This window comes from Seonamhaeicola sp. ABD4_340 (assembly GCF_056312135.1).
This window is the reverse complement of the sequence record NZ_CM149981.1, coordinates 2,103,124-2,129,051: the sequence shown is the minus strand read 5'-3', so window position 1 is coordinate 2,129,051 and position 25,928 is coordinate 2,103,124. Positions and strand designations below refer to the sequence as shown.

Sequence of the window (25,928 nt, the reverse complement as noted above, 5' to 3'; positions counted from 1 at the left end):
AAAAAATCACTAAAAAACGTCTTTAAAATTTAGTTTAAAGACGTTTTTTTATGCGCTCTTTTTTAGGTATGTTAAAAATTTTGTACCAACCCCTACTTCACTTTCAACCTCAACATATCCGCCCATTGACTCTATTTGGTTTCTTGTAATAAACAACCCTAAGCCCATGGCATCTTTATTTCTATGAAAGGTTTTGTACATTTCAAACATGTGCTCGCCATGTTTTTTTAAATCTATACCAACACCATTATCTCTTACACAAAACACCACATAATCATCTTCTAAAAAACTAGATAGCACAACCACTCCTGGTCTTTCTGTACTTCTATATTTTATGGCATTGGTTAAAAAATTAAGAATTATACTATCTAAATACGCTGGTATAACTTTTAAATAATGGTCTGGCTTTATGTTGTTTTCTATAGTAAAGTTTAAATTTTTAATTAACGCACTTACATTGTAAATAGCATTTTTAACGTATAACCTTAAATTAACACGCTCCATTTTATCATCAGAAACTGCTCTAATTTTTGCAATTTCAGCTAAATGACTAACGGTTTCATTTAAGTTTAAAATAGATTCTTTTAAAAAACTAAAATTTTCGCTTTTGTTAATTACGTGTGCCTCTTCATCTTCAATAAAACTATACAAGGTTTTTAAATTGGTGGCGTGTGTTCTTAAATTGTGCGTAATTATATTTGCAAAATTTGATAGTCTGGTATTTTGCTCTTTAGCTACATCTAGCATATTTTGCAAACCAACCGATGCTTTTTTTTGTTGTGAAATATCACTAACTTGAGATATGAAGTGTAACGGCCTATGGTAATCATCTCTTACCAAAGACACTGAAAGTAAAGCCCAAATAATATGGCCACGTTTATGAAAATACCGTTTTTCTATTTGATAACTTTCTATTTCACCTCTTATGAGAGATTGCATAAGGCTAACATCTAAATCTAGATCGTCTTTATGCGTAATTTCTTGAAATGTTAGGTTATAGAGTTCTTCTTTAGTATACCCTAAAGTTTTCTCAATACTGTTGTTTACCTTTATCCAATCGCCTTTTAAACTAACTATTGCAATTCCTCCACTTGCATAATTAAAAATGTTTTCAAAAATTCTATCAGCATCAAGGCTTAAATTTTTCCTCATACGGTCATTATGTAATAGCTTATATATAAAATTAGGAAATATATTTGATTATCAGCACTTTTAACAAGGAAAATATTACTTTTTAAAAAGTTTGTAATTTTTGTAAATAAAAATTTAATTATAATTATATTTGCCGCTTGAAAGATGGTCTTTCATATACATAAAAATCATTTACAATAATATTAGCATGTATTTAACAAAAGAAAAGAAAGAAGAAATTTTCGCTAAACACGGAAAAGGTAAAAACGATTCTGGTACAGCGGAAGCGCAAATTGCATTATTTACGCATAGAATTAACCACTTAACTGAGCACTTAAAAAATAACAGAAAAGATTATAACACAGAGCGCTCATTAGTGAAATTAGTAGGTAAACGTAGAGCGTTATTAGATTACTTAACTAAGAAAGATATTTTAAGATATCGTGCAATAGTTAAAGAATTAGGATTAAGAAAATAATCGTAATAAAAAAAAGACCACGCACTTAGCGTGGTTTTTTGTTTTAGCCTTACACTTAGCTGGTGGGCGCGTTAGGGATTGAAGCGGCATCCTTTTTTGAGGTACGAAGAAAAAGATATAGCGTAAAGCCCGACCCCTTGCGGGTAACGCCAAAAATATATAAAACTCTAAATCAGGAAGAGTTTAAAAAAATCCTGATAAATAAGAAGCTAATTATAGTTTTTCATTGGTCTAGGCATTTTTTGCCACACACAACAACCGCAACAACACAACGACCATTGTTTAATTAGAATTAAAAAAATTTATGATTCCACAAACTTTTAGAGAGGTTATAGACCTTGGTGACGGTAGAGAAATTTCTATTGAAACCGGAAAATTAGCAAAACAAGCTCATGGTAGTGTTGTTGTGCAATCGGGAGAGACCATGTTACTTTGTACTGTAGTTTCAAATTACAATGCTGCCGATGTAGATTTTTTACCTTTAACGGTAGATTATAGAGAAAAATTTGCCGCGGCAGGACGTTACCCTGGCGGATTTTTTAAACGTGAAGCACGCCCAAGTACCGAAGAAATTTTGGTAATGCGTATTGTAGACCGCGTTTTACGCCCATTATTCCCTAAAGATTACCATGCCGAAACGCAGGTAATGATTCAATTAATGTCTTTAGATAAAGATGTTATGCCAGATGCACTTGCAGGTTTAGCGGCCTCTGCGGCTATTCAATTAAGTGATATTCCTTTTGAAACGGCAATTTCTGAAGTTAGAGTTGCTCGTTTAAATGGCGAATTTATTATTAATCCAAGTCAATCACAATTAGAACAATCTGACATTGATATGGTTATTGGTGCCTCAGAAGATTCTGTAATGATGGTTGAAGGTGAAATGAGCGAGATTTCTGAAGAAGAAATGGTTGAAGCTATTAAAGTAGCTCACGAAGCCATTAAACTTCAAATTGAAGCTCAAAAACGATTAGTTGAAAAAGTAGGCAAAAAAGAAACACGCGAATACGAACTTGAAAATGAAGACGAAGCGGTTTTAGAAAAAGTAAAAGCCTTTGCTTATGATAAATGTTACGAAATTGCCAAAGCCGCATCATCTAAACACGATAGAGGTTTAGCGTTTTCTGAAGTAAAAGAAGCCTTAAAAGCTGAATATACTGAAGAAGAACTTGAGGTAGTTGGCGATTTAGTATCTAAATACTTTAGTAAAGTACAAAAAGAAGCTGTTAGAAATTTAGTTTTAGAAGAAGGTATTCGTTTAGACGGACGTAAAACTACCGAAGTGCGCCCAATTTGGTGTGAGGTAGATTATTTACCATCTACACACGGTTCATCTATATTTACGCGTGGCGAAACGCAAGCGTTAGCAACAGTTACTTTAGGAACATCGCGTGAAGCAAATATGATTGATAACCCATCATTAGAAGGCGAAGAACGTTTCTATTTACATTATAACTTCCCGCCATTTTCAACTGGTGAAGCAAGACCTTTAAGAGGTACTTCACGTCGTGAAATTGGACACGGAAACTTAGCGCAACGTGCTTTAAAACGTATGGTACCAGAAGATTGTCCATATACAGTAAGAGTTGTATCTGAAGTACTAGAATCTAACGGTTCTTCTTCTATGGCAACTGTTTGTGCTGGTACTATGGCTATGATGGACGCTGGAGTACAGCTTAAAAAACCAGTGTCTGGTATTGCTATGGGATTAATTTCTGATGGTGAACGTTACGCTGTTTTATCTGATATTTTAGGTGATGAAGATCACTTAGGTGATATGGACTTTAAAGTTACTGGTACTGAAGACGGTATCACGGCTTGTCAAATGGATATTAAAATTAAAGGATTAAGCTATGAAATATTAGTAAATGCTTTAAATCAAGCTAAAGAAGGCAGAATGCACATTCTTGGTAAATTAACTGATACTATTGCCACACCAAATGCAGATGTTAAAGGTCATGCTCCTAAAATGGTTACAAGACGTATACCTAATGAATTTATAGGAGCGCTTATTGGTCCTGGTGGTAAAAACATTCAAGAATTACAAAAAGAGACTGAAACTACTATTGTTATTAATGAAGACCCTGTTACTGAAGAGGGTATTGTTGAAATATTAGGTGTGGGCTCTGAAGGTATTGATGCTGTATTAGCGCGTATTGATGCTATGCTATTTAAACCAGAAGTTGGTAGCATTTACGAAGTTAAAGTTATTAAAATGTTAGACTTTGGCGCTGTTGTAGAATATGTTGAAGCTCCAGGAAACGAAGTATTATTACACGTAAGTGAATTAGCTTGGGAACGCACCGAAAACGTAAGCGATGTTGTAAACATGGGTGATGTTTTTGATGTTAAGTATTTTGGCATAGACCAAAGAACACGCAAAGAAAAGGTATCAAGAAAAGCTATTTTACCTAAACCTGAAGGTTGGGAAGATAGACAAAAACGTGATAACAACAATCGTAATAGAGATAATAATCGTGGACGTGATAACCGCAATAAAGGTAACCGTAGAGACGATAGAAAACCTAGAGAAGATAGAAAAGACGATTAATTTTCTCTAAGAAATAAAAACAAAAGCCGGAAGATTTAACTCTTCCGGTTTTTTTATTTTTCTCAATTTTTAATAAAACGCTTTTAACATTTTTATGGTTGAAATGCCGTTTATTTCTTAAAATAATCACAAATAGAAAAAACAAAAAGTCTAAAAAAAGTATTTGTTCGTAAAAGCAGTGAAAACAAAATTAATTGTTAAACCATGAACACAATACTTATGTTATTAAAAGCCTCAAAAGAAAACAAACCCTCAACTAATCAAATTTCTGAAGCATCAAAAAACAAACTTTTTAACAAGCTTATTTTAACAGGTACATTTTTAGTTTTACTTGTAGCTGCCTACTTTTTTGTAATACTTCAAAACGATTTTTTAAAATTTAATACAGAACGTACTAGCAACTTTTTTGGTGCTACTTTTATGGTAATTGCCACTGTATTACTAGCTTTTAAAGCGCTATTTTTCCTATTTATGTTATTCCGTTATTTCAAATACAAACCAATTGCCTCGGTTACTAATGATGAATTACCAACAATAACCGTTATTGTACCTGCCTACAATGAAGGCAAACAGGTTTATGACACCCTTGTTAGCTTAAATAATAGCGATTTCCCTAAAGAAAAACTACAACTTATTTCTATTGATGATGGCAGTGTAGATAATACTTGGCAATGGATGCAAAAAGCAAAATTAGATCTTGGTTCTACTTTAGAAATTTATCAGCAACCAAAAAACAAAGGAAAAAGACACGCATTATATCGTGGTTTTAACTTAGGTACCGGTGATGTTTTTGTTACTGTAGATAGTGATTCTATTGTTACACCCGAAACGCTAAGAAATTTAGTAAGCCCATTTGTTACTAATAAAAAAGTTGGAGCCGTTGCAGGAAACATTAGAGTTTTAAACAAACACAAAGCTATAATACCTAAAATGTTAGACGTTAGTTTTGTTTTAAGTTTTGAATTTGTACGTTCTGCCGAAAGTACACTAAATAGTGTATTATGTACACCTGGTGCTCTTGCTGCTTACCGTAGTAGTGCTGTTTTTAAAATTTTACCAAATTGGATTAACCAAACTTTTATGGGGCAAGCATCAGATATTGGAGAAGACCGCGCTATGACAAATATGATTTTAAAAGAAGGTAATCATGTGCTATTTCAAAGCAATGCTTACGCTTACACAAACGTACCCGAAAAATATAAAAACTTATACAAAATGTTTATTAGGTGGGCACGCAGTAATGTTAGAGAAAATATTGAAATGGCTAAATACGTATTTACCAACTTTAAACAAGGCACAAAAGCAGGTGCAAGATTACTATTTTTTAACCAAGCTTATAAAATAATTATGAGTTATCCGTTTCTATTATTTATGCTTTATTTTGTTGCCACACACCCGTTATTATTTATAAGTTCAACGCTAGTTAGTATTTTAGTTTTATCAACATTTCCGGTACTATTCTATTCTAAAAAATATAATTTAAAGGAATCTTTATGGATTTATTCATATAGTCTACTCCATACATTTGGTTTATTTTGGATAACGCCATATGCCATTGCAACTGCCAACAAAAGTGGTTGGTTAACACGTGGTATTTCAAAAGAAAAAAAGGATTCAAAAATTATTACCCTACAGCCAAAATTAACCAGTTAATTACATTTTAAAAGTACACGCTGTGTTATTTTATTGTGACTTTTTATAGCGTTTAGTGTCTAAAATACAGATGGTTAAAAATAATTTGAAACTTTTTGTAACAAAAACCGACTTATTTACGTATAACCACTGAATGCCCTATATATTCACAATTAAATTACAGGAGACTTTTAAATGAGACAACTTAAAATTACGAAACAGGTTACCAACAGAGAAACCGCTTCGTTAGATAAATATTTACAGGAAATTGGTAAGGTAGACCTTATTACTGCCGACGAAGAAGTTGAGTTAGCACAACGTATTAAAGCTGGAGATCAAATAGCTTTAGAAAAATTAACAAAAGCTAACTTACGTTTCGTAGTATCGGTAGCAAAGCAATACCAAAACCAAGGTTTAACATTACCAGATTTAATTAATGAAGGTAACTTAGGCCTAATTAAAGCAGCACAACGTTTTGATGAAACTCGTGGTTTCAAATTCATTTCGTACGCTGTATGGTGGATTCGTCAATCTATTCTTCAAGCACTAGCTGAACAGTCTAGAATTGTACGTTTACCATTAAACAAAATTGGTTCTATTAATAAAATTAATAAAACATTTGCCTTTTTAGAGCAAAGTCATGAGCGTCCGCCTTCTGCTGAAGAAATAGCAAAAGAGCTAGACATGACTATTAATGACGTTAAAGAATCTATGAAAAACTCTGGGCGCCATGTAAGTATGGATGCTCCTTTAGTTGAAGGTGAAGATTCTAACCTATATGATGTATTAAATAGTGGAGAATCTCCAAACCCAGATAAAGAGTTATTACACGAGTCTTTACGTACCGAAATTGAGCGTGCTTTAGAAACATTAACGCCTCGTGAAGCAGACGTTATCCGTTTATATTTTGGCTTAGGAAACCAACACCCAATGACGCTTGAAGAAATTGGTGAAACATTTGATTTAACTCGTGAACGTGTAAGACAAATTAAAGAAAAAGCAATTAGAAGGTTAAAACACACCTCTAGAAGCAAAATATTAAAAACTTATTTAGGATAGTTTATTTTTAACACCTAAATTACAAGCACAACAGTTACACATAACTGTTCGTTTTTTGATTGATGAAAGAACCCGCGGCTGATTACCGCGGGTTTATTTTTTTTATAACTTTAACTAATGAAATGTTTTTATTAAATTTAAATAAATTTAACCCAACTTACAATGCTTAAAACTATTTGCTATATAAGTGATTCTAGACTTGAAGAGTTTCAAGATTCACTTGATGATTTCTACCAACATGTTAAGGGTAATAATAATGCAAATAATATAACCGGATTTCTTATTCATAAAGACCACAACTTTTTACAAGTAATGGAAGGTGAGCCAGAAAAAGTAGACCTTCTTTTTGAAAAAATAAAGAAAGATAGAAGGCACAAAAATATATTTATGGTTATAAATACAAATACAGAGCATAGAATTTTTGAAGACTATAATTTTGGTTTTACAATTGCTAATTCTAACATAGCATTAAAAGATTTAAAGCAATATTTAAATTGGCTAAAAACTGCCAACAGTAAAAATGTTAATAGGGTAATTTTAATAGCAAATCAATTTATGTCATCTTAAACTAAACTATTTATCATGTAAACTGTTAAAGTTGTCAGAATATATTTCGAAAAACATATTTAAATTTACTAACTTTATAATATGTTAAAAACCATATCTTACAAAAGCAGTGTAAAACCTAGTATAAATATACTTTCTACTGAAATGATATTTAAGGAAACCATTAGCAATAATATTTCTAACAATATTACTGGGGTATTGGTTAAAGACAAAAACATTTTCTTCCAAATTTTAGAAGGAGACGCTTCTATAATTGATGAATTATATCTTAAAATAAAAAAAGATTCTAGGCACAATAATATAATAGAGTTAGTTAATGGCTCTATTTCAAAACGTAGTTTCAGTAATTTCAACGCTGGTTACACTGTTATTGAAAATTCAGAATCTATATATCAACTACACGATTATCTTTTAAAACTAAATTCATCATACGCTGAAAATAGTGGTCTTTTTTTAGAAATTGTTGAAGAGCTTTTAGAAGCGATTCAATAAAAATCTTAGATTTGCAAAAAGATTCAAACACTTAAAATGTCAAATAAATTAATAGCTCCTTCGGTTTTAGCAGCAGATTTTGCAAACCTTCAACGTGATATAGAAATGGTTAATACTAGTGATGCCGATTGGTTTCACATTGATATAATGGATGGTGTTTTTGTACCAAACATTTCGTTTGGCATGCCGGTTTTAGAGGCTATTACCAAACACGCTAAAAAAACTATTGATGTACATTTAATGATAGTAGACCCAGACCGTTATATAAAAACATTTGCTAAACTTGGAAGCGATATTTTAACGGTACACTATGAAGCTTGCACGCACTTACACCGCACTTTACAAGCTATAAAAGCTGAAGGCATGAAAGTGGGTATAGCTTTAAACCCACATACAAATGTAAATGTACTTGAAGATGTTATAAATGATATTGACTTAGTTTGCATTATGAGTGTAAACCCAGGTTTTGGCGGCCAAAGTTTCATTGAAAACACCTATAATAAAGTTTCAAAACTTAAAGAAATTATTGATACAAAAGGCGCTAAAACATTAATTGAAATTGATGGTGGCGTTACAAATAAAAACGCAAAACAGCTTATTGATGCTGGCGCTGATGTTTTGGTTGCTGGTAGTTACGTTTTTAAAAGTGCTAACCAATTAGAAACTGTAAAAGGGTTAAAGGCGCTTGCTAATTCTTAGTTTTGGTTTAAAACGTGTTTTATTATATCTGTTGTGGTAACAATGCCAACTAGTTGGTTATTATCAACCACAGGTAGGGCATGAAACTCTTTTTCGGTAAAAATTTTTGCAACATCTTTTATTGAATTTGATGCTGATACTACTATTACATTTTTGGTCATTATTTGGTTTATTGTAAACATGTTATAAACCAAAGCATCTGTATCAGCCTCAGCTACTTCATCTTCAGAAATGTTTGCAAAACTTAAACGCTGCAAATCTGTATAACTTAGCATACCAACAATTTTTTTATTATCTACAACTGGTATGTGCCTAATATGGTTATGCTTAAATAAATATTCGGCTTTTTCTAATGAGTCTGTTTTTTTCAACGTAATAACGGGAGCTGTCATAATCATTGAAACGGGTGCTTTACGTATCATAACATTTTAAATTTACTTTGTCCCTTAAAATTACAGAACCAAGCATAAAAAAAGTATGACAAAAGTCATTTGAAAAATACCATTAAAAGCCCTATGATGTTACTTTTTTCTTAATATAATTTGAAGGAGAATCTCCGAAAAACTTCCTAAAACATTTACCAAAATACCCAGGATCTGAAAAACCAACCATGTAGCTAACTTGCCCAATAGTTAACTCATTTTGCTCTAAAAGTTGTGCTGCACGTTTTAAACGTACCATTCTAATAAAATCATTAGGCGATTGGCCTGTTAGCTTTTTTAATTTTCTAAAAAACGTTGAGCGACTTGTATTCATATCTTCAACTAAACTATCAACCCAATAACTATCATTACCCATATTGGCTTCCATTAAATCCATAATTTTTTTTAAGAAAGCTTCATCTAATGAATTTAAGGTTACTTTTTCTGGTGTTAACTCTTTTTCGGTTTGAAAACGCTTACGCATTAACGCTCTGGTTTCAATAAGGTTTTCTGCTTTTACTTGAAGTAATTTCATTTTAAATGGTTTTGGAATGTAAGCATCTGCTCCAGACTCTAAACCTTCAATTCTATGTTCTACAGAATACAATGCAGTAAGTAAAACTATTGGTATATGGCTTGTTCTAATATTTGTTTTTAAGGCTTTACAAAGTTCAATTCCATCCATTTCGGGCATTAAAATATCACTTATAATAATATCTGGCATTTCTTTTAAGGCTATGTTTAAACCTTCTTTACCGTTTTCGGCTTCAAATACATTATAATTTTTAGAAAAACCTTCTTTTACCAATAAACGAATATCTGGATTATCATCAACAACCAAAATAGTGTTATCAAATTTTTCGTTTTCTAAATCTTCATCATTATCAAAATCTTGATTAATTTCTTGTGTTTCTTCAAAAGCTTCTTGTTCTGAAAAGGTAGCTGTTTCAATCATTTCTTCTGGTAATAAATGATCATTTCCAACGGGTAGTTTTATAGTAAATTTAGTACCAACACCTAGTTGAGATGCTACTTCAATTTTACCATGATGTAACTCTACTAAATCTTTAGTTATGGCTAAACCAATACCTGTACCTTTACGCATACGCTCACGTGTTTGATTTACTTGGTAAAACCTATGAAATACAAATGGTAGCTCATCGGGCTTAATGCCAACACCGTTATCTTCAACCTCAATAATTAAGTATTTTACACTAAAGTCTGTATCATTAATTGTAATATCATTAACACCTTTTGCTTTTTTAATTTTAACTGTAATAGTACCTTGTTGATTGGTAAATTTTATGGCATTAAATATTAAATTGTTTAATATTTTTTCTAGTTTATCCCAATCAAACCAAATATCAAAAGTTTTTAGTTTAGACTCAAAAATTAAATTGATGTTGTTTTTTTTTGCTGAAGAACGAAATGAATTTGTTATTTCTCTAACAAAACTAATAATGTTAGATTTTGTGGCGCCTAATTTGGTTTCACCAACTTCAATTTTTCTAAATTCCATTAATTGATGCACCAGTCTTAACAGTGAATTAGCGTTTCGCTGAATAATTTTTAATTTTGGTTTTATTGATTGATTGTTACTCTTGAGATTTTCTAAAAGTTCTTCAATAGGATTTAAAATTAATGTTATTGGTGTTTTAAACTCATGTGATATGTTGGTGAAAAACTGTAATTTTAACCTGTTAACTTCTTCAATTTCTTTTTGAATCTTAACGGCCGCTTTTTCTTTTTCTTTTAAACTATTATATGATATTATACTATAAATTACACCTGATAATAGCACTATATACAACGCATAAGCCCACCAAGTGTACCAAAACGGTGGCGAAATTCTAAATTTAAATTCGGCTGGGGTTTCATTCCAAATACCATCATTATTTGAAGCTTTTACTTTAAACGTGTAATTACCCGGTGATAGGTTTGTATAATGAGCAAATGGTAACTTTTTTGCTGGCTGCCAAGTATTATCAAAACCTACTAATTGGTATTGAAATTTATTTTTTTCGGGGGCAGCATAATGTAAAGCTGCAAACTCAAAAGTTAAGGTGTTTTCATGGTGTTTTAGTTTAACAACTTCATTATTTTTATTAGAATTAATTAAAACACGCCCGTTATATGTTTGGCCAACATCAATTAACTGATTTTTTATTTTAAAACCTGTAAGTTTAGGTTGTGCAATTAAATTGTTTTGTTGTAAGTTTTTGGGATGAAAAATATTTAACCCCCGTAAACCGCCAAAAAACATATAATCATGTTTGTTTTTAAAGTAGGCGTTTTTTCTGAAGTTATTACTTTGCAAACCATCATCTTTACTATAATTTTTAAAGCTTTTGGTTTTGGGGTTAAAGCATGAAATACCATTATCTGTACTAATCCAAAGGTTGCTACTTTCATCTTCTAAAATACCATAAATAGCATTATTTGCTAAACCGTGCTCTTCTGTAAAATGCTCAAAAACAGGCGTTCCATTATCTGTAAAGGTCATTTTGTTTAGCCCGCCACCAAAAGTACCAATCCAGAAAACACCATTTCTATCTTCATGAATAGCAAATACTGAATTATGGCTTAAACTGGTAATATCATCAGGGTTATGATAATAGGTTTTAAAAATATCTGGGTTTCCGTTAGTACCGCGCTTTAGTAGCCCCAAACCACCTTGCACACCGCCAATCCATAAGTTTCCGTTGCTATCTTCAAACAAACAACTTATAAAATCACTACCTATGCTGTGTTCGTTATTTAAATCTGATTTAAAATGAACTGCATTTGAAAAATTAAAGGCTTCATTTTTTTCCAACTTTACCAAGCCTTGACCAAAGGACCCAAACCACATTGTGCCGTATTTATCTTGTACAATTGAAAAAACATCAGGAATATTTAGGGGTGTTTTATTAAAAGTTACGGCTTTTGAAACTGCATTAACCTGCATGGTATAAATAGCCTCTTTACCCAACCAATAATGGCCTTCTTTATCTTTAAAAATAGACTTTACAGATTGTAATTTGTTAAACTTTTGGCTTGTTTGCTCATCGTTATAAAAATAATGTGTAATTAATGGCGATTGAAAATTTTCTTGAAATTCTATTTTATTCAACCCTTGCTCTGTACCAACCCAAACGTAGTTATCGTCTTGAAAAATAGTATTTACTGAAGCATTACTTAATGTGTTTTTAGTTAATTTATTTCTTGTAAAATGTAGTATGTCTTTTTTTTGTAAATCGGCTTTATTTAATCCGCCAACTTCTGTACCAACCCACAATACATTGGTTTTATCTACTAGTATAGATTTAACCCTTGTGTTACTCAAATTTGTTGAAAAAACATCACTAGGTGCATGTAATGTATAGGCTCCTGTTTCTGTATTTAAATTATAAATACCATAGCCATAAACACCTACCCAAATTTTATTATTAAAATCTTCGGTTATTGCATTAATTTCTCCATAAAGATTTTCATTTTCATTTAAATTTAAATGGAACCTTTTAAAATCACTTTTAGTTGTTGCATATATACTAGTTGGTTTGTTTAAACTCCAAACACCTGTACCTTTTTCACCTATTAAAAATGCTTTTTTTGATGATAAATACATGGCATTAATAGGCTTATTAAAACCTTTAACTTTTGAAAAACTTTTATTGCTAGATTTTGATGCATACACTCTATTTAAACCTGTTATTGTACCTACCCACAGGTTGTTATAACCATCTTTTGCAATAGATAAAATAGTATTACTATTTATTACATTTTGCTCATTTGGTTGATAGTAATAGTGCTTTATGTGCTCATTTAATTCATTAGGATGTATTATTTGAAATAGGCCTGATTTTTTTGTACCAACCCAAATGGTTCCATCAGCCTCATCAGGAAAAATAGCGGTTATTTCTTTATTTTTTAATTGTGAATTTACGGCATAAAAATGCTGTTTGTTTATGTTGTAAGCGCATAAACCACCAACAGTACCCACCCAAAGTGTATTGGTTTTATCTACAGCTAGTTTACTTATCATGTTATTAATAAGGCTATTAGCATTATTGTTTATGGCACTTCTTAAAACAGTAAACCTTTGCCCATCATACTTATACAAACCGTTTGATGTACCTAGCCATAATAGTCCATCATTGTCTTGCACTACAGATTCAATGGTGTTTTGGGTTAAGCCTTTATCATCAATAAAATGTTCAAACTGAATTTTTGGAGACTGCGCATTTGTGCCTTTAACAATACCAATTATTATAATTAAAACTAGTATTATTTTTTTGAACATCATTTTATGGAAACTTAAACTCATTAATGCAAAAATTGACCTTAGATTTAAAAATAACTTAAAACTTTTGATTTATAAAATTAAAACGACCCAAAACCAAATATGCTTTTGAGCCGTTTAAAAAAACTAAAACAATTCTAAAAATTTAAATATGACTAACTATAATTAATATCCTTCGTTTTGTTCTAAATTAGGGTTTCTATCAACATCATTTTGAGGAATAGCAATGTACTCTCTACCTGGTTTATAGGCTGATGTTCCTGCACTTTCAGATTTTAAATCTGGGTTATCTACAATTCTAGATTTTACTCTACCCCAACGTAATAAATCAAAATATCTTGAGCGCTCAAAAGTTAACTCTTTAACACGTTCGTCTTCAATATCTTGCATTGTAACACTTGTAAACTCAGGCATATCTGCTCTTCTTCTCACTTTATTAATAGCCTCTAAACCTTCAGCTGATAAATTATTATCATCCATTAAATCAGCTTCAGCAAACATTAATAAAACATCAGCATAACGCATTAATCTTAAGTTATTTCCTGAACCATGCCAACCACCATCTTGCGATCCACTATGATTATTAAATTCCCAATCTAAAAACTTATTTGCATAAACTTCAGTTGCTGTAGCACTATATGCACTAGTATATGGCGTATTTAAATAAGTTCTAGACCTAAGTGTTTTACCTTCGTACTGAGTTGTTTCTTCTGTATTCCAAAAAAGCGTAGTAAATGTTCTTGGGTCTATTTCTCCATTAATAGTTTGTTCATCTAAAAACAAATCTAGCGCCCATTGGTTTACTCGCATACCATCTTGACCGGTGTACCCTGCAGGTGCTAAATCTGGTTGATATGCTGCTCCTTTACCTCTATTTGGAGCATCGGCTCCCCATCCGCCTAAACCGTCTGCAACCAATTGAATTTCAAATACAGACTCAGCATTGTTTTCAAATTCTTCTGTAAAGTTGTGTGCATAATCATCCATTAACTGGTATCTACCATCCATTATTTTAGCAAATTCTACTTTTGCTTCAGCATATTTATTTTGGTATAAATAAGCTTTACCTAAGTAACCTGTTGCAGCACCTGAAGTAGCTCTACCAACTTGGTTTACAGACCAAGAATCTGGCAACATACTTTGAGCCATTTGTAAATCAGCTTCTATTTGTGCCCATACATCAGCAGGATCTGCTTGTGTTACCGTGAATAAGTCTACTTCGGAAGTTGGTTTTGTTATTAATGGAATATTCCTCCAGCTATTTAGTAGATTGAAATAATTAAAGGCTCTAATAAAGTAAGCTTCACCTAGAATATTATCTTTTTCTTGTTGTGAAAATTCAGGGTCTACAATGTCTGGCACATGCTTAAGTACTTCGTTTGCTCTGGCTATTCCTTGGTACATTGCTTGCCAACACCAGCGTGTTGCATTACTATCTGAAGTCCCGCTAAAGTAGCCAACTGCTGTACGCTCTGAGGTATTAAATCCGTTTACTACATCATCTCTATAATCTGAAATAAATATTTCAAATCTGGTATAATACCAAATATGTGTGAATGGACTGTAAGCTCCTATTATTCCTTTTTCGGCGTCACCTTGCGATTGCCAAAATGTATCTGGTGATAGTTTATTTGGGTTTACCTGATCTAAAACATCGTCTGAGCAATTAATGTTTACTACCCCTACAACTCCCATTAAAAATAGAGCTGTGATTGATAATTTTATATTTATTTTTTTCATAATTCTATTTTTTTTCATTAAAACGACACTTGTAAACCTAACTGAAATGTTCTTGGTGTTGGGTAAGATCCTTCATCAATACCTGTGTTGATAATTGCTCTACCGTTAGAGCCTCTATTGTTTCTACCAACTTCTGGGTAATACCCTGTATAATCTGTTATTGTAAACAAATTGGTTGCAGAAGCATATAATCTTACTTTTTGAATTTTAATTCTTTCTGTAATATCGGTTGGTAACGTGTAGCCTATTTGTGCATTCCTTAAACGGAAGTATGCACCATTTTCTAAATAGAAATCAGACATTCTTCTATTAAAACCATTATCTGTTCTTGTATTTCTTGGAATGTTTGTATTTGTGTTGGTAGTAGTCCAAGAATTTAATCTATTAGTAAAATAATTACCTTCAGTATCAAAATATCCTCTATACTTAGTTCCGTTTAATATTGTATTACCAGATACGCCATTGAAGAATAAGTTTAAATCCCAATTTTTATAATCTGCAGATAGGTTAATACCATATTCAAAATCTGGTATACCTGAACCTAAAGCGGTTTGGTCATTCTGATCTATTATACCATCTGGCCCGCTTCCATCAGGTCCTGCAATATCTTTAAATTTTAAATCTCCAGCTACAGGATTTCCTACCTGATCATTAGCAGCTGTGGCTTCAGCATCAGTTTGATAAATACCATCAACCACATAGCCATAGAATGAACTTATTGGACGTCCAGGTACAATTTCCATACTATTTAAAGTATTAGAGGTAAAAGAACCTTGCACTAAACGACCAGCAGAACCTAATGAGGTTACTTCATTATTTATTTTAGAAAAATTTACTGTTGCTGAAAAGTTTAAATCTCCAAAATTGTCTCTATAGGTTGCTAAAAACTCAAAACCTTTGTTTTCCATGGTTGCTATATTTTGAGGAAACTCATTACCAAAACCGGAATAAAATACAGGTGATGAATTTAGCAGGATATCTTCTGTCTCAGCCTTAAAATAGTCCATTGTAACACTTAACTTTCTATCTAAAGCTTCAAATTCTAAACCAATATTAGTTGTTTTTGTTGTCTCCCAACTTATAAATGGATTAACCATTTGAGTAATTGCGTAACCTGTTTGTCTTTCTTGATTTTCACCTAAAATATATTCACTAAAGAAATCTATAACAAAATCTGTTTGGTATGCACTAACATTGTTTGAACCTACCTCACCATAACCTGCTCTAAATTTAATATTTGTTAAAGCATCAAAATCTTTCATAAATGGTTCATTACTTACATTCCAACCTAAAGCTGCCGATGGGAAGGTAGCGTCTCTAAGTCCTTCTTTAAATAAAGATGATCTATCTTGACGTATAGATGCCGTAATTAAATATCTATCATCAAAATTATAATTTAACCTACCTAAATAAGAGTGAATTGCCGATGTGATATCATTAGATGGTACTTCTACATACGTTTGAGCTGCAGAAGCTACTCTTATATCGTTATTTGGAAAATCTCTTGCATCTACCCCTAAAGATCTAGAATTATTTTTTTGCTCTGTAAAACCAATAACCGCATCAATAGTATGTTTATCTGCAAATGTTTTGTTGTAGCTTAATGTATGCTCAAGTAATGTTGAAGTAAATGTAGTATTGGTTTCTTGTAATCTAGATTGTACATCATTACCTCCATTATCTGCAAATACAGATACTAATGGTGTAAATGTATAATTGTTGTTATTGTAATGTTCTAATCCTAAGTTAATTTTATAGGTTAAACCATTTAATATTTCATAAGACGCAGCTATATTACCTAAAAGCGTATTACGAGTAACAGTTCTATCTTGGGTAGCTGCCAAACCTAATTCATTTATTGTATTGTTTGCTCCATAAAATTTACCTTGTTGAAATAAGTCTCCTGTTGCAGGATCTATTACGCCTCTGTCTGCAATATCAGACAAACTCCAATCACCAGCATCATTTTTCAATCTAATTACTGGAATTATGTTCCTTTCTTTGTTAAAGTAGTTATTGGGATTATTAACAGTTCTTGTTAAACCAATGGTATTTTCAATTTTAAATTTACCTTTAGTTAACCCAACGTTAGTGCGTAATGTTTGTCTTTTAAAATCTGAATACTTAACAATACCTTCTTGCTCAAATTGCGTAAAAGAGGCACTGTATGTTGTATTTTCTCCGCCACCTGTAACTCTTACGTTTGTATTTTTAACACCAGCTGTTCTAAGTGATTCATCGTATAGGTTATTGCTGTAGTTTGGATCAAAATATTCATCTAAAGCAGGGTATCTATCTTGGCCATCATTATCTCTAGCATTATTAACTATTTGAGCATATTGGCTTGCGTTTGCCCAATCATAAGTATTAATAACCTTTTGCACACCATAGCTTGTATCTAAAGAGATATTAACCTTACCACCTTTACCTTTTTTAGTAGTAATTATAATTACACCATTTGCAGCACGCGAACCATAAATTGCTAATGCTGATGCATCTTTTAATACTGAAATAGATTCAATATCTTGGGGTGCTACAGAACTCATACTACCCGTTATCATTCCATCAATAACAAACAAAGGTTCATTATTCGAAAAAGATGTAGCTCCTCTAATTAAAAAATTTGAGCCCGCACCTGGTGCACCACCTGCGGCCTGAACACTTACACCGGCAACACGACCTTGTAACGCTTGTGAAGCATCGTTATAAGTGTATTTTTCAATATCTTTTGACCCTACAACAGCCACAGCACCTGTTAAATCAGATTTTTTTGTTGTTCCATAGCCTACAATTACCACTTCGTCTAATTGACTAGCATCTTCAACTAAAGTAATGTTAATTTGGCTTTTGCCATTTACGGGCACCTCTTTGGTTATAAAACCTAGGTAACTAACAACAAGCGTTGCACTACTAGAAGCTGTTAATGAGTAATTACCATCAAAATCTGTTTGTGCTCCTGTTGTTGTTCCTTTTACAACAATGTTGGCTCCCGTTAGCGGTTGCCCATTTTCATCACTTACAACACCATTAATTTTTATGTCTTGCGCAAAACTAACCAATGTACCGGCTAGCAAAAAAGTTGCAATCATAAAAACGCGATGCTGAAATGTCTTCTTAAGTAATTTTAATACTTTCATAAGCGTTTTGAAGTTTTAGTTATTTAATTTAGTTTGATTGTTATTTAAGGGTAATGAGCTAGAATTTTAATTATGAATATTTTCAACTAAAATGAAAAGCGCATGATTATGTCTTAAATACCAATTTCAAAGTAACAGAATTGACTTTTTTTAGCTTGGTAAAATATGTTCATTATTACGGATTATTAAATCAAACCCTTATAGAATCAGCTATTTGGTAATTATTTGAAAGAATTTTTGCAGGCTTATTATTTAGTTAAACTTACTTGTTTAACAATACCCCAAAAAAAAACACCTCATAATTAATTAAAATTATGAAGCGTTTGTGTAAGTGTGTTTTACTTTTTTATTTTGAAATCTGCAGTAACTTAACAGTATTATTATTACGCGCAAATATTACTCCTTGTTTCCCGTTTTTTCCGAGTAAAATGGTTTCCATATTTCTAACTTCACCATTCACAAACAATCCTGTTTCTTTAGTTGAAAGCACTTCTACTTTTTCATTTTTATTAAACTGTAGTACCAAGCCTAAACTTGCATCATTTCTTGGTGTTTCAACCTCAGCATTGTACAAATTACCTGCTGCCAAAACAATATTTTTGTTATTTACTTTTAAACTTTTAAAAGTATTTATAGAAGATAGCTGCGCAGTGTTTGGTAATTTATGAAGCTTAAAAGTGCCATTACCTAGGTTTTCTACCCATGTATTTTCAAACATGTTTGCTTGATAGTGTAACGATTTATCTAACATTGCTTGCCCATAGATATCAGCTAATGATGCCTCTGCAAACAACTCAAAAGTTTGAAAACGTTGTGCAATGGCCGGCACCTGTTGAGATGAACACTCTCTACCTCTTAGTGGTAACATTTTACCATTTTTTTGATAACTAAGTACAATATCCATACTGCCGTTTTCATCAAAATCATTGGCATAAACCTCAAAAGGTTTTTCTTTTTTGGCTTTGTATTTGTAGTTTAAACCTAAATTTCCGGCAAGAAAATCTATATCTCCATCGTCATCAACATCAGCTTTTTCTAAACTGTACCACCAACCGGTGTAATCATTAAAACCTAATTTATTGGTAACTTCATTAAACTTATTGCCTTTATTTTCAAAAAACCGAATAGGCATCCATTCACCCGTAATTATTAAATCTGGTTTTCCATCATTATTAAAATCTTCCCAAAGTGCCGATGTTACTAAACCTGCGTCTTGTAGCTCTGGTAAAACTTGATTTGTTACGTTTGTATATTTTAGTGTTTCGTTTTTACCGCCTTCATTTTTTAAAATATAACTTTTTGCTGCAAATGGATATTTACCTGGTACAATTCTTCCGCCTACAAACAAATCTAAATCACCATCTCCATCATAATCAGAGGCAATCACTTTACTTCCGCTAGCGGTAATTTTTGGTAATGCCGTATTGCTTTTTATAAAACCGTTTTTAGTGTTTACATATAGCCTATCTTGATAAAAACTTGCGGGTTTAGTTGGGTCATTTCCGCCGTTAACAACGTATAAATCTAAATCGCCATCGTTATCAGCATCAAATAAAAGTGCAGATATGTCTTCAAAAGTAGCATCATCTTCCCAAGGACCGTTTAGTATTTGAAATGTTTCATCTGCTTTTTGAATATACATTGATGCCTTACTTCCTGTTGCGTTACCAATAAAAAAATCTTCTAAACCATCATTATTAACATCGCCTACTGCCAAGGCTGGTCCATAAGCCGAATTTTTATGTGGCAATAACGGCTCTCTTAAAAAATCATTGTAAGCATCTTCTTTATGACTAAAATTAACTCCCCATTTTTCAGTAATATCAGTAAACATTGGTAAACTAGTATTAACTTTGGTATTTATTTCACTTGAGTTTTCAAATGAAATTTCATGTTGCTTATTAGCTTCAAGTATGTTAAAAACTTGCTCATTTCCGTTTGGCCAAATTACTTTTAACTGCTCTATACTTGCATCCCCTAAACCAAAATGTAAAACTGGTGATACGCTAGATTGAAAACCGCGACTTAAAGTCAACTCTTGATATTGCGTGCCTTTGCTAGTTTTTAAAGTAACTTTTGCCCCTAAACCATTAGGATTATTTTTAGGTCCCTTTAGTTTTACTTTTATAAATTTTTGATTTTTTGAAGTATTAGTTTCATTTTTAAAAATTGATGCGGCATCACCTAAATTGTTCATTACCACATCTAAATCGCCATCATTATCTAAATCTGCATAAGACACACCGTTTGAAAAACCTTCATATTTTAAATTCCATAAATTATTGGCTTTTGTAAATTTTAAATCCCCTTCATTTTTAAACACATAATTATCAATTGGGTTACTTGGGTATTGACGATAATCAATGGCTTTGTTTAGCTCTGTAAAGCTTTTTATTTTTGTTTTTTGGTTTACATCATTGTTGTTAACATCACGTTTCATACCATTGGTTACAATAACATCTTTTAAGCCATCGTTATCAAAATCTGCAAACAAAACGCCCCAACTCCAATCTGTTGTGGCCATACCTGCAAACCTTGAAATATTACTAAAAAGCGGCATACCGTTTTTGTTTATACCATTATTTACCTGTAATACATTTTGCATGTATTGATAGTGCATACCTAAATCTATGGCTTCATAAAACGTTTCAGGACTCATACTTGCCATATTGGTTTTGGCGCGTTTATAATCATCGGGTGTCATATCTAACTGTACAAAATCTAGAAGATTATCATTATTAAAATCGGCTGCATCAATGCCCATTCCAAACATGGCGGTTTGGTTGGTTGCTTCTTTTACAACTTCTTTAAAAGTACCATCTCCGTTGTTTAAATAGAAATAATCTGGCACATTAAAATCATTAGACAAGTATAAATCTTTGAAACCATCATTATTAAAATCTGAGGCTAGTACACCCAAAGTCATTCCAAAATTTTGTACACCAGAGTTTGCTGTTACATCAGTAAATGTATTATTTCCATTGTTTTTATAGAGATGACCAGAATCTTCAAACGCATTATTTTGCATTTTGTTAAAGTAATACTGATTTCCCTGACTTACAGGTACTAAAGGATAGTTACCCACAAAAACATCTAAAAGGCCATCATTATCATAATCAAAAAAAGTTGCTTGTATGGAGTAAGAAGCATCTGCAAGACCGTATTTATCAGCTAATTCAGTAAAAGTACCGTTTTTATTATTTATAAAAAGTTGATTTCTAGTTTCACCGTACAACCCTGAAACAGATGTATAAATATCTAACCAACCATCGGCATTTACATCGGCCATGGTTGCTCCTGTATACCATCTTTCATCACCTGAAACACCTGCTTTTTCAGAAACATCTTCAAACTGCATATTGCCCTTATTAAGGTACAGTTTATTTGGCGTCATGTTTCCTGTAAAATAGATATCATCTAACCCATCATTATTAACATCTCCAATAGCAACGCCTCCACCCATATACATGTACGGAAATGTGAAATAGTTAAGTGAATCATTTTCAATTATATTGTTAGAAAAAACTATTCCGGTTTCTTCTTTTGATAATGATTTAAACGATGTTGACAGCTCATTTTTTGTTTCAACTTCTTTTTTACAAGAAATTAAACAAGTTGCTACTAGTATAAAGAAAAAAAGGTTTTTCATATATATTTTAAAATCTTTAAATACAACCAATTTTACTTAGAAAATGGTTTTAAATTAACTCTTAACAAATAATTATCGGCGGTTATAAACAAGTATCTATAATCATCATTAAAAACGCAATTACCTGTTGTTCTTCCGGTATTAATTGTTCCTAAATGTTTCCCTTCTGGAGAAATTATTAAAATACCATTGCCTGCTGCTACAAAAATATTACCATGCTGGTCTAGTTTTATACCGTCTGGATTTTGCTTTGCGGTACTTTTATCTATTATTTCTTTAGGATTGAAAAATACGCGTTTATTTTTAACAACTCCTGGTTTTACAATATCATAAGCCCAAATTATTGGTTTTGGTATATTAGATTCTGCAACATAAAGTATTTTTCCGTTGTTTGCAACTGCTATACCATTTGGTCTTGCTAATGTTTTATCAAGTAAAGTTAATTGACCTGCTTTACTTAAAAAATAAACACCGTTAAAACCTAACTCACTAACACCTTTTTTACCTAAACCATAAGGCGGATCTGTAAAATATAAATTTCCTTTTTTATCGTAGAATAAATCGTTTGGCGAGTTAAACTTTTTACCTTTATAATGAGAAACCAAAGGTTTAAAAACCGGATTTAAAGTATCTTTTAAACTTACCAGTTTACTAACCGATCTTGTACCGTGCTGACATAAAATTAAGTTTCCTTCGGCATCTATTGCTAAACCATTTGAGTTTTTTGATGTTGACAAATACACGCTTAAACCATCTAAATCATTCCATTTGTAAACCTTATTTTCTGGTACATCAGAAAAATATAGATTCTGCCCTTTTGGTTGCCACACAGGACCTTCAGACCAGCTAAAACCTTGAGCTACTACATCAATTCTAGCATGTTTTGATATTATACTATCTAATTCTGGCGCAATTCTTTCAATACTTCCTGTGGTTGGGTATTTTTTTAATGAATCTAAAATATTTTGAAATTTAGCTTTTAATTGAATTTCTGAATCTGTTTTTGCATCAATTCGTTTAGTTTCTAAAACATCATTTTTAAAATTATAAAACCTGCCATCGGCATACAACTTATAAGTGCTGTTCATTACAAATTCTGCAGGACTTAAATGTTCTTTATGCGCTCCTGGTTTTGGGTTATAACTCATATAAACCCAGTCTCGCCTATTGGTATTTTCACCCTTTAAAACAGGTAAAAAACTTTGTCCGTCTGTTTTAAAGCTTTCTGGTACTGGCTCACCAGCAACATCTAAAAGTGTAGGAAGAAAATCTATAGCATCAACAAATTCATCAGACTGTTGCCCTTTTTCTATTTTACCTTTCCAGCTTGCAATAAAGGGCACTTTAATTCCGGCTTGTGTTGTTAAACCTTTACCACCTTGCACCACTTTACCACCCATTTTTGAGTAAATTTTTTGATGTGTTCCATTATCTGAATAAAATAAAACGAGGGTTTCTTCGGCTAAACCTTGTGCTTCAAGATTGCTCATAATTTTACCAATAATTTTATCGGCATATGCCACCATATCACCAAAATATTGAGGTTCATTATCTAACCTACGAGCTTCATCACTCCAAATACTACTATCTGGTGTAGGCGAAAAAGGGTCGTGTGTTAACGCCATTGGATAGTACACAAAAAAAGGCTTCTCATTATCTTTTTGTTGGTTTACAAAATTATTCAGATAATTAACAAACACATCAGGCCCATATTTACCTTTTGTAGCTTCTAAAAAAGCACCATCTTGATAAATAGTTGGGTTTGCAAAACGCGACCCTTTGTTTTCTGTATGCCCAACATGCCATCCGCAGTATTTATCAAAACCTGCATTGCTAATTTTCATTCCTGTGTCTCGCCTGTGCTCAGATCCGGGATACCCAAGCGGATCATAACTTTGTAACTGCCATTTACCAACAATACATGTTTTATAACCTGCATCTTGCATTAAATGCCCAAAGGTTTTTTCTTCAGGATCTAAAATGCCAAAAGCAGTCCAGTTTCTAAAATTATATTTACCTGTCATTAACTTTACTCTGGTGTTGGTACAAAGTGGTTGTGCATAAGCCTGATTAAACTGCAAACCATTAGCTGCTAACTTATCAATATTAGGTGTTTTGTAAGATGTGCCACCGTAACTACCAATACATTCAAACCCTAAATCATCGGCCATTATTAAAATAATATTAGGCTGTTTTTTTGATTTTTTTGAAGAACAATTAAGTGCTAAAAACACTAATAATAGGGTTAAAAATCTCATATTATTGATATTGATTATTTAAACTTTTTTATTTCTGAAATAAACTGAGCAGCTCTTGTTTTAACAGCATTTAATTCTGATGTATTAGTAACTGTTTTTGTTAGTGCTCCACCAATACCAATACCAGCTGCACCTGCTTCCATCCACGCTTTTACATTTTCTAAATTTATACCACCAACAGCCAATAATTTGATATGATTTAACGGTGCTTTTATAGATTTGAAATAATCTACACCCATAATATCTGCTGGAAATAACTTTACAAAATCTGCACCGGCTTCATGCGCATTACAAACTTCGGTTGGCGTTAAAGCGCCCATTAAAACTGGTATGTTATTTTTATGAGCTATTTTAATTACCGCTGCATTTGTATTTGGGGTTACTAAAAATTGAGCACCGGCTGCTACTGCTTTTTCTGCTATTTCAGTATTTATAACCGTTCCTGCTCCAATTAAAACGTTTGGATATTGTTGTCTTGCTTTATTAATTTCTTCTGAAAAACCAGGTGTATTTGATGTTACCTCTAAAACTTTAATACCAGCTTCAACCAAGTTTTTTATAACACCTGCTACTTCATTTTGGTGTTGCAAACGAATAACTACTACTAATTTTTCAGCTCCAATACCATTTACAATCTCATTTCTTGTCATTTTTAAATTAAAATTTACCAATTAGTAAAAGAACCATCATTACGTTTTAATCGTGGTATTTCAACGGGTGTAAATCCTTCTTTTAAAGCTAATGCTTCGTTAAATTCAACACCTAACCCTGGTGTTGTTGGCAAAGGATATCTTGAGCCTTCTAATTTTGGCTGTACAGGATAATATTTAGGATCATTAGTAGATACGTGTGCACCTGTGTTAACTTCTTCTAACCAACTAAAGTTAGGGCTTGCAGCTGCAACATGAATGGTTGCTGCTGTACAAATAGGGCCTAACGGATTATGAGGCATTAAATCAATATAATGCGCTTCGGCCATGGCAGCAACTTTCATAGATTCTGTAATACCACCAACATTACACACATCAATTCTAGCATACTGCGTAATATTGCGCTCTATGTATGGTAAAAATTGCCATTTGCTTGAAAACTCTTCGCCAATAGCAAAAGGAATATCAATCATTTTCCTTAGGCTTTCGTATGCTTCAGGGTTTTCATCTCTAATTGGTTCTTCAATAAAATCTAAAGTGCCTTTTGGCATTCTATTCATAAAAGAATATGTTTCGGCTGCTGTTAATCGGGTATGGTAATCAATACCAATTGTAACGTTATGGCCCACTTCTTTTCTAAGTTTCACCATCCAATCGGCTAGTAAAGCAATAGATTTTCTTGGTTCAAAAAGACTAATATCTTCTTGCGCTTCAAACTCTGCTGGTGCTAAACGCAACATATCCCAACCTTCATTAACCAAGCGTTTAGACTGCTTTAAAAGGGCTTCTAACGTTGAAAAACGCACCGATGCAAAACAAGGCACATAATCGCGTTGTTTACCTCCTAAAAGTTCGTAAACTGGCACACCAAGTGCTTTCCCTTTTATATCATAAAGTGCAATATCTATAGCTGAAATAGCAGCTGTTAATACACGGCCACCTTCAAAATATTGCCCTCTATATAAATCTTGCCAAATGGCACCAATTTGCATAGGGTTTTTACCAATTAATAACGGGCGGTAATGATTAATAGCGCCTATAACTGCTAACTCACGACCAGATAAACCTGATGCTCCCCAACCGTGTAAACCATTATCTGTTTCTATTTTTATAACCAATTGGCTACCTGAACCAATGTTTACCGGAAATGTTTTTATTGCTGAAATTTTCACTGTAATTCT

The 25,928-nt window shown here is 32.4% G+C and carries 16 protein-coding genes; 7 read left to right on the top strand and 9 right to left on the bottom strand.

The features are described from left to right. Positions 1–48 precede the first annotated feature (48 nt). The gene (locus ACYX4H_RS09145) at positions 49–1,152 is read right to left on the bottom strand and encodes a sensor histidine kinase (RefSeq protein WP_476235957.1); all 1,104 of its coding nucleotides are present in this window, start codon (positions 1,150–1,152) and stop codon (positions 49–51) included. A 187-nt stretch (positions 1,153–1,339) separates the two neighbouring features. On the opposite strand from ACYX4H_RS09145, the gene rpsO reads away from it, so the two are divergent. The 7 genes from rpsO (at position 1,340) to rpe (ending at position 8,609) form a co-directional block, all read left to right on the top strand. Beyond that, positions 1,340–1,609: a 30S ribosomal protein S15 gene (gene rpsO / locus ACYX4H_RS09140; RefSeq protein ID WP_475294345.1), complete on the top strand. Its 270-nt coding sequence runs from the start codon at positions 1,340–1,342 to the stop codon at positions 1,607–1,609. Between the two features lie 304 nt (positions 1,610–1,913). Next, positions 1,914–4,160, top strand: a complete 2,247-nt coding sequence (locus ACYX4H_RS09135) for a polyribonucleotide nucleotidyltransferase (protein ID WP_476235956.1) — start codon at positions 1,914–1,916, stop codon at positions 4,158–4,160. 204 nt (positions 4,161–4,364) lie between these two features. After that, complete coding sequence (locus tag ACYX4H_RS09130) at positions 4,365–5,813, top strand: glycosyltransferase family 2 protein (RefSeq protein ID WP_476235955.1); 1,449 nt, start codon at positions 4,365–4,367, stop codon at positions 5,811–5,813. Between the two features lie 174 nt (positions 5,814–5,987). Further along, positions 5,988–6,851 (top strand): sigma-70 family RNA polymerase sigma factor, encoded by an 864-nt coding sequence (locus ACYX4H_RS09125; protein WP_019387909.1) that lies wholly within the window; start codon positions 5,988–5,990, stop codon positions 6,849–6,851. A gap of 162 nt (positions 6,852–7,013) precedes the next feature. Next, positions 7,014–7,418, top strand: a complete 405-nt coding sequence (locus ACYX4H_RS09120; RefSeq protein WP_475294349.1) for a BLUF domain-containing protein — start codon at positions 7,014–7,016, stop codon at positions 7,416–7,418. 81 nt (positions 7,419–7,499) lie between these two features. After that, on the top strand, positions 7,500–7,910 hold the full coding sequence (locus ACYX4H_RS09115; protein WP_476235953.1) for a BLUF domain-containing protein: 411 nt from the start codon (positions 7,500–7,502) through the stop codon (positions 7,908–7,910). A gap of 36 nt (positions 7,911–7,946) precedes the next feature. Then, on the top strand, positions 7,947–8,609 hold the full coding sequence (gene rpe / locus ACYX4H_RS09110) for a ribulose-phosphate 3-epimerase (RefSeq protein WP_476235952.1): 663 nt from the start codon (positions 7,947–7,949) through the stop codon (positions 8,607–8,609). Here the strand turns inward: rpe and ACYX4H_RS09105 are convergent. The 8 genes from ACYX4H_RS09105 to ACYX4H_RS09070 all read right to left on the bottom strand — a co-directional run bounded on the left by ACYX4H_RS09105 (position 8,606) and on the right by ACYX4H_RS09070 (position 25,919). Further along, positions 8,606–9,031, bottom strand: a complete 426-nt coding sequence (locus tag ACYX4H_RS09105) for a CBS domain-containing protein (protein WP_475294352.1) — start codon at positions 9,029–9,031, stop codon at positions 8,606–8,608. The two genes, rpe and ACYX4H_RS09105, sit on opposite strands and share 4 nt — an antisense overlap. Before the next feature lie 91 nt (positions 9,032–9,122). Then, entirely contained in the window at positions 9,123–13,316 is a 4,194-nt protein-coding gene (locus tag ACYX4H_RS09100) for a hybrid sensor histidine kinase/response regulator transcription factor (protein WP_476235951.1), read from the bottom strand. A gap of 162 nt (positions 13,317–13,478) precedes the next feature. Further along, positions 13,479–15,053: a RagB/SusD family nutrient uptake outer membrane protein gene (locus tag ACYX4H_RS09095; protein WP_475294354.1), complete on the bottom strand. Its 1,575-nt coding sequence runs from the start codon at positions 15,051–15,053 to the stop codon at positions 13,479–13,481. A gap of 17 nt (positions 15,054–15,070) precedes the next feature. Next, positions 15,071–18,190: a SusC/RagA family TonB-linked outer membrane protein gene (locus ACYX4H_RS09090; RefSeq protein WP_476235950.1), complete on the bottom strand. Its 3,120-nt coding sequence runs from the start codon at positions 18,188–18,190 to the stop codon at positions 15,071–15,073. A 346-nt stretch (positions 18,191–18,536) separates the two neighbouring features. After that, complete coding sequence (locus ACYX4H_RS09085) at positions 18,537–21,839, bottom strand: VCBS repeat-containing protein (RefSeq protein ID WP_476235948.1); 3,303 nt, start codon at positions 21,837–21,839, stop codon at positions 18,537–18,539. A 32-nt stretch (positions 21,840–21,871) separates the two neighbouring features. After that, positions 21,872–24,097, bottom strand: a complete 2,226-nt coding sequence (locus tag ACYX4H_RS09080) for a sulfatase-like hydrolase/transferase (protein ID WP_476235946.1) — start codon at positions 24,095–24,097, stop codon at positions 21,872–21,874. Between the two features lie 14 nt (positions 24,098–24,111). Then, positions 24,112–24,747 (bottom strand): bifunctional 4-hydroxy-2-oxoglutarate aldolase/2-dehydro-3-deoxy-phosphogluconate aldolase, encoded by a 636-nt coding sequence (locus ACYX4H_RS09075; protein WP_476235944.1) that lies wholly within the window; start codon positions 24,745–24,747, stop codon positions 24,112–24,114. A 14-nt stretch (positions 24,748–24,761) separates the two neighbouring features. Continuing rightward, positions 24,762–25,919 carry a mandelate racemase/muconate lactonizing enzyme family protein gene (locus ACYX4H_RS09070; RefSeq protein ID WP_476235942.1) on the bottom strand — a complete coding sequence of 386 codons (1,158 nt, stop codon included), beginning with the start codon at positions 25,917–25,919 and terminating at the stop codon, positions 24,762–24,764. Positions 25,920–25,928: the final 9 nt, after the last annotated feature.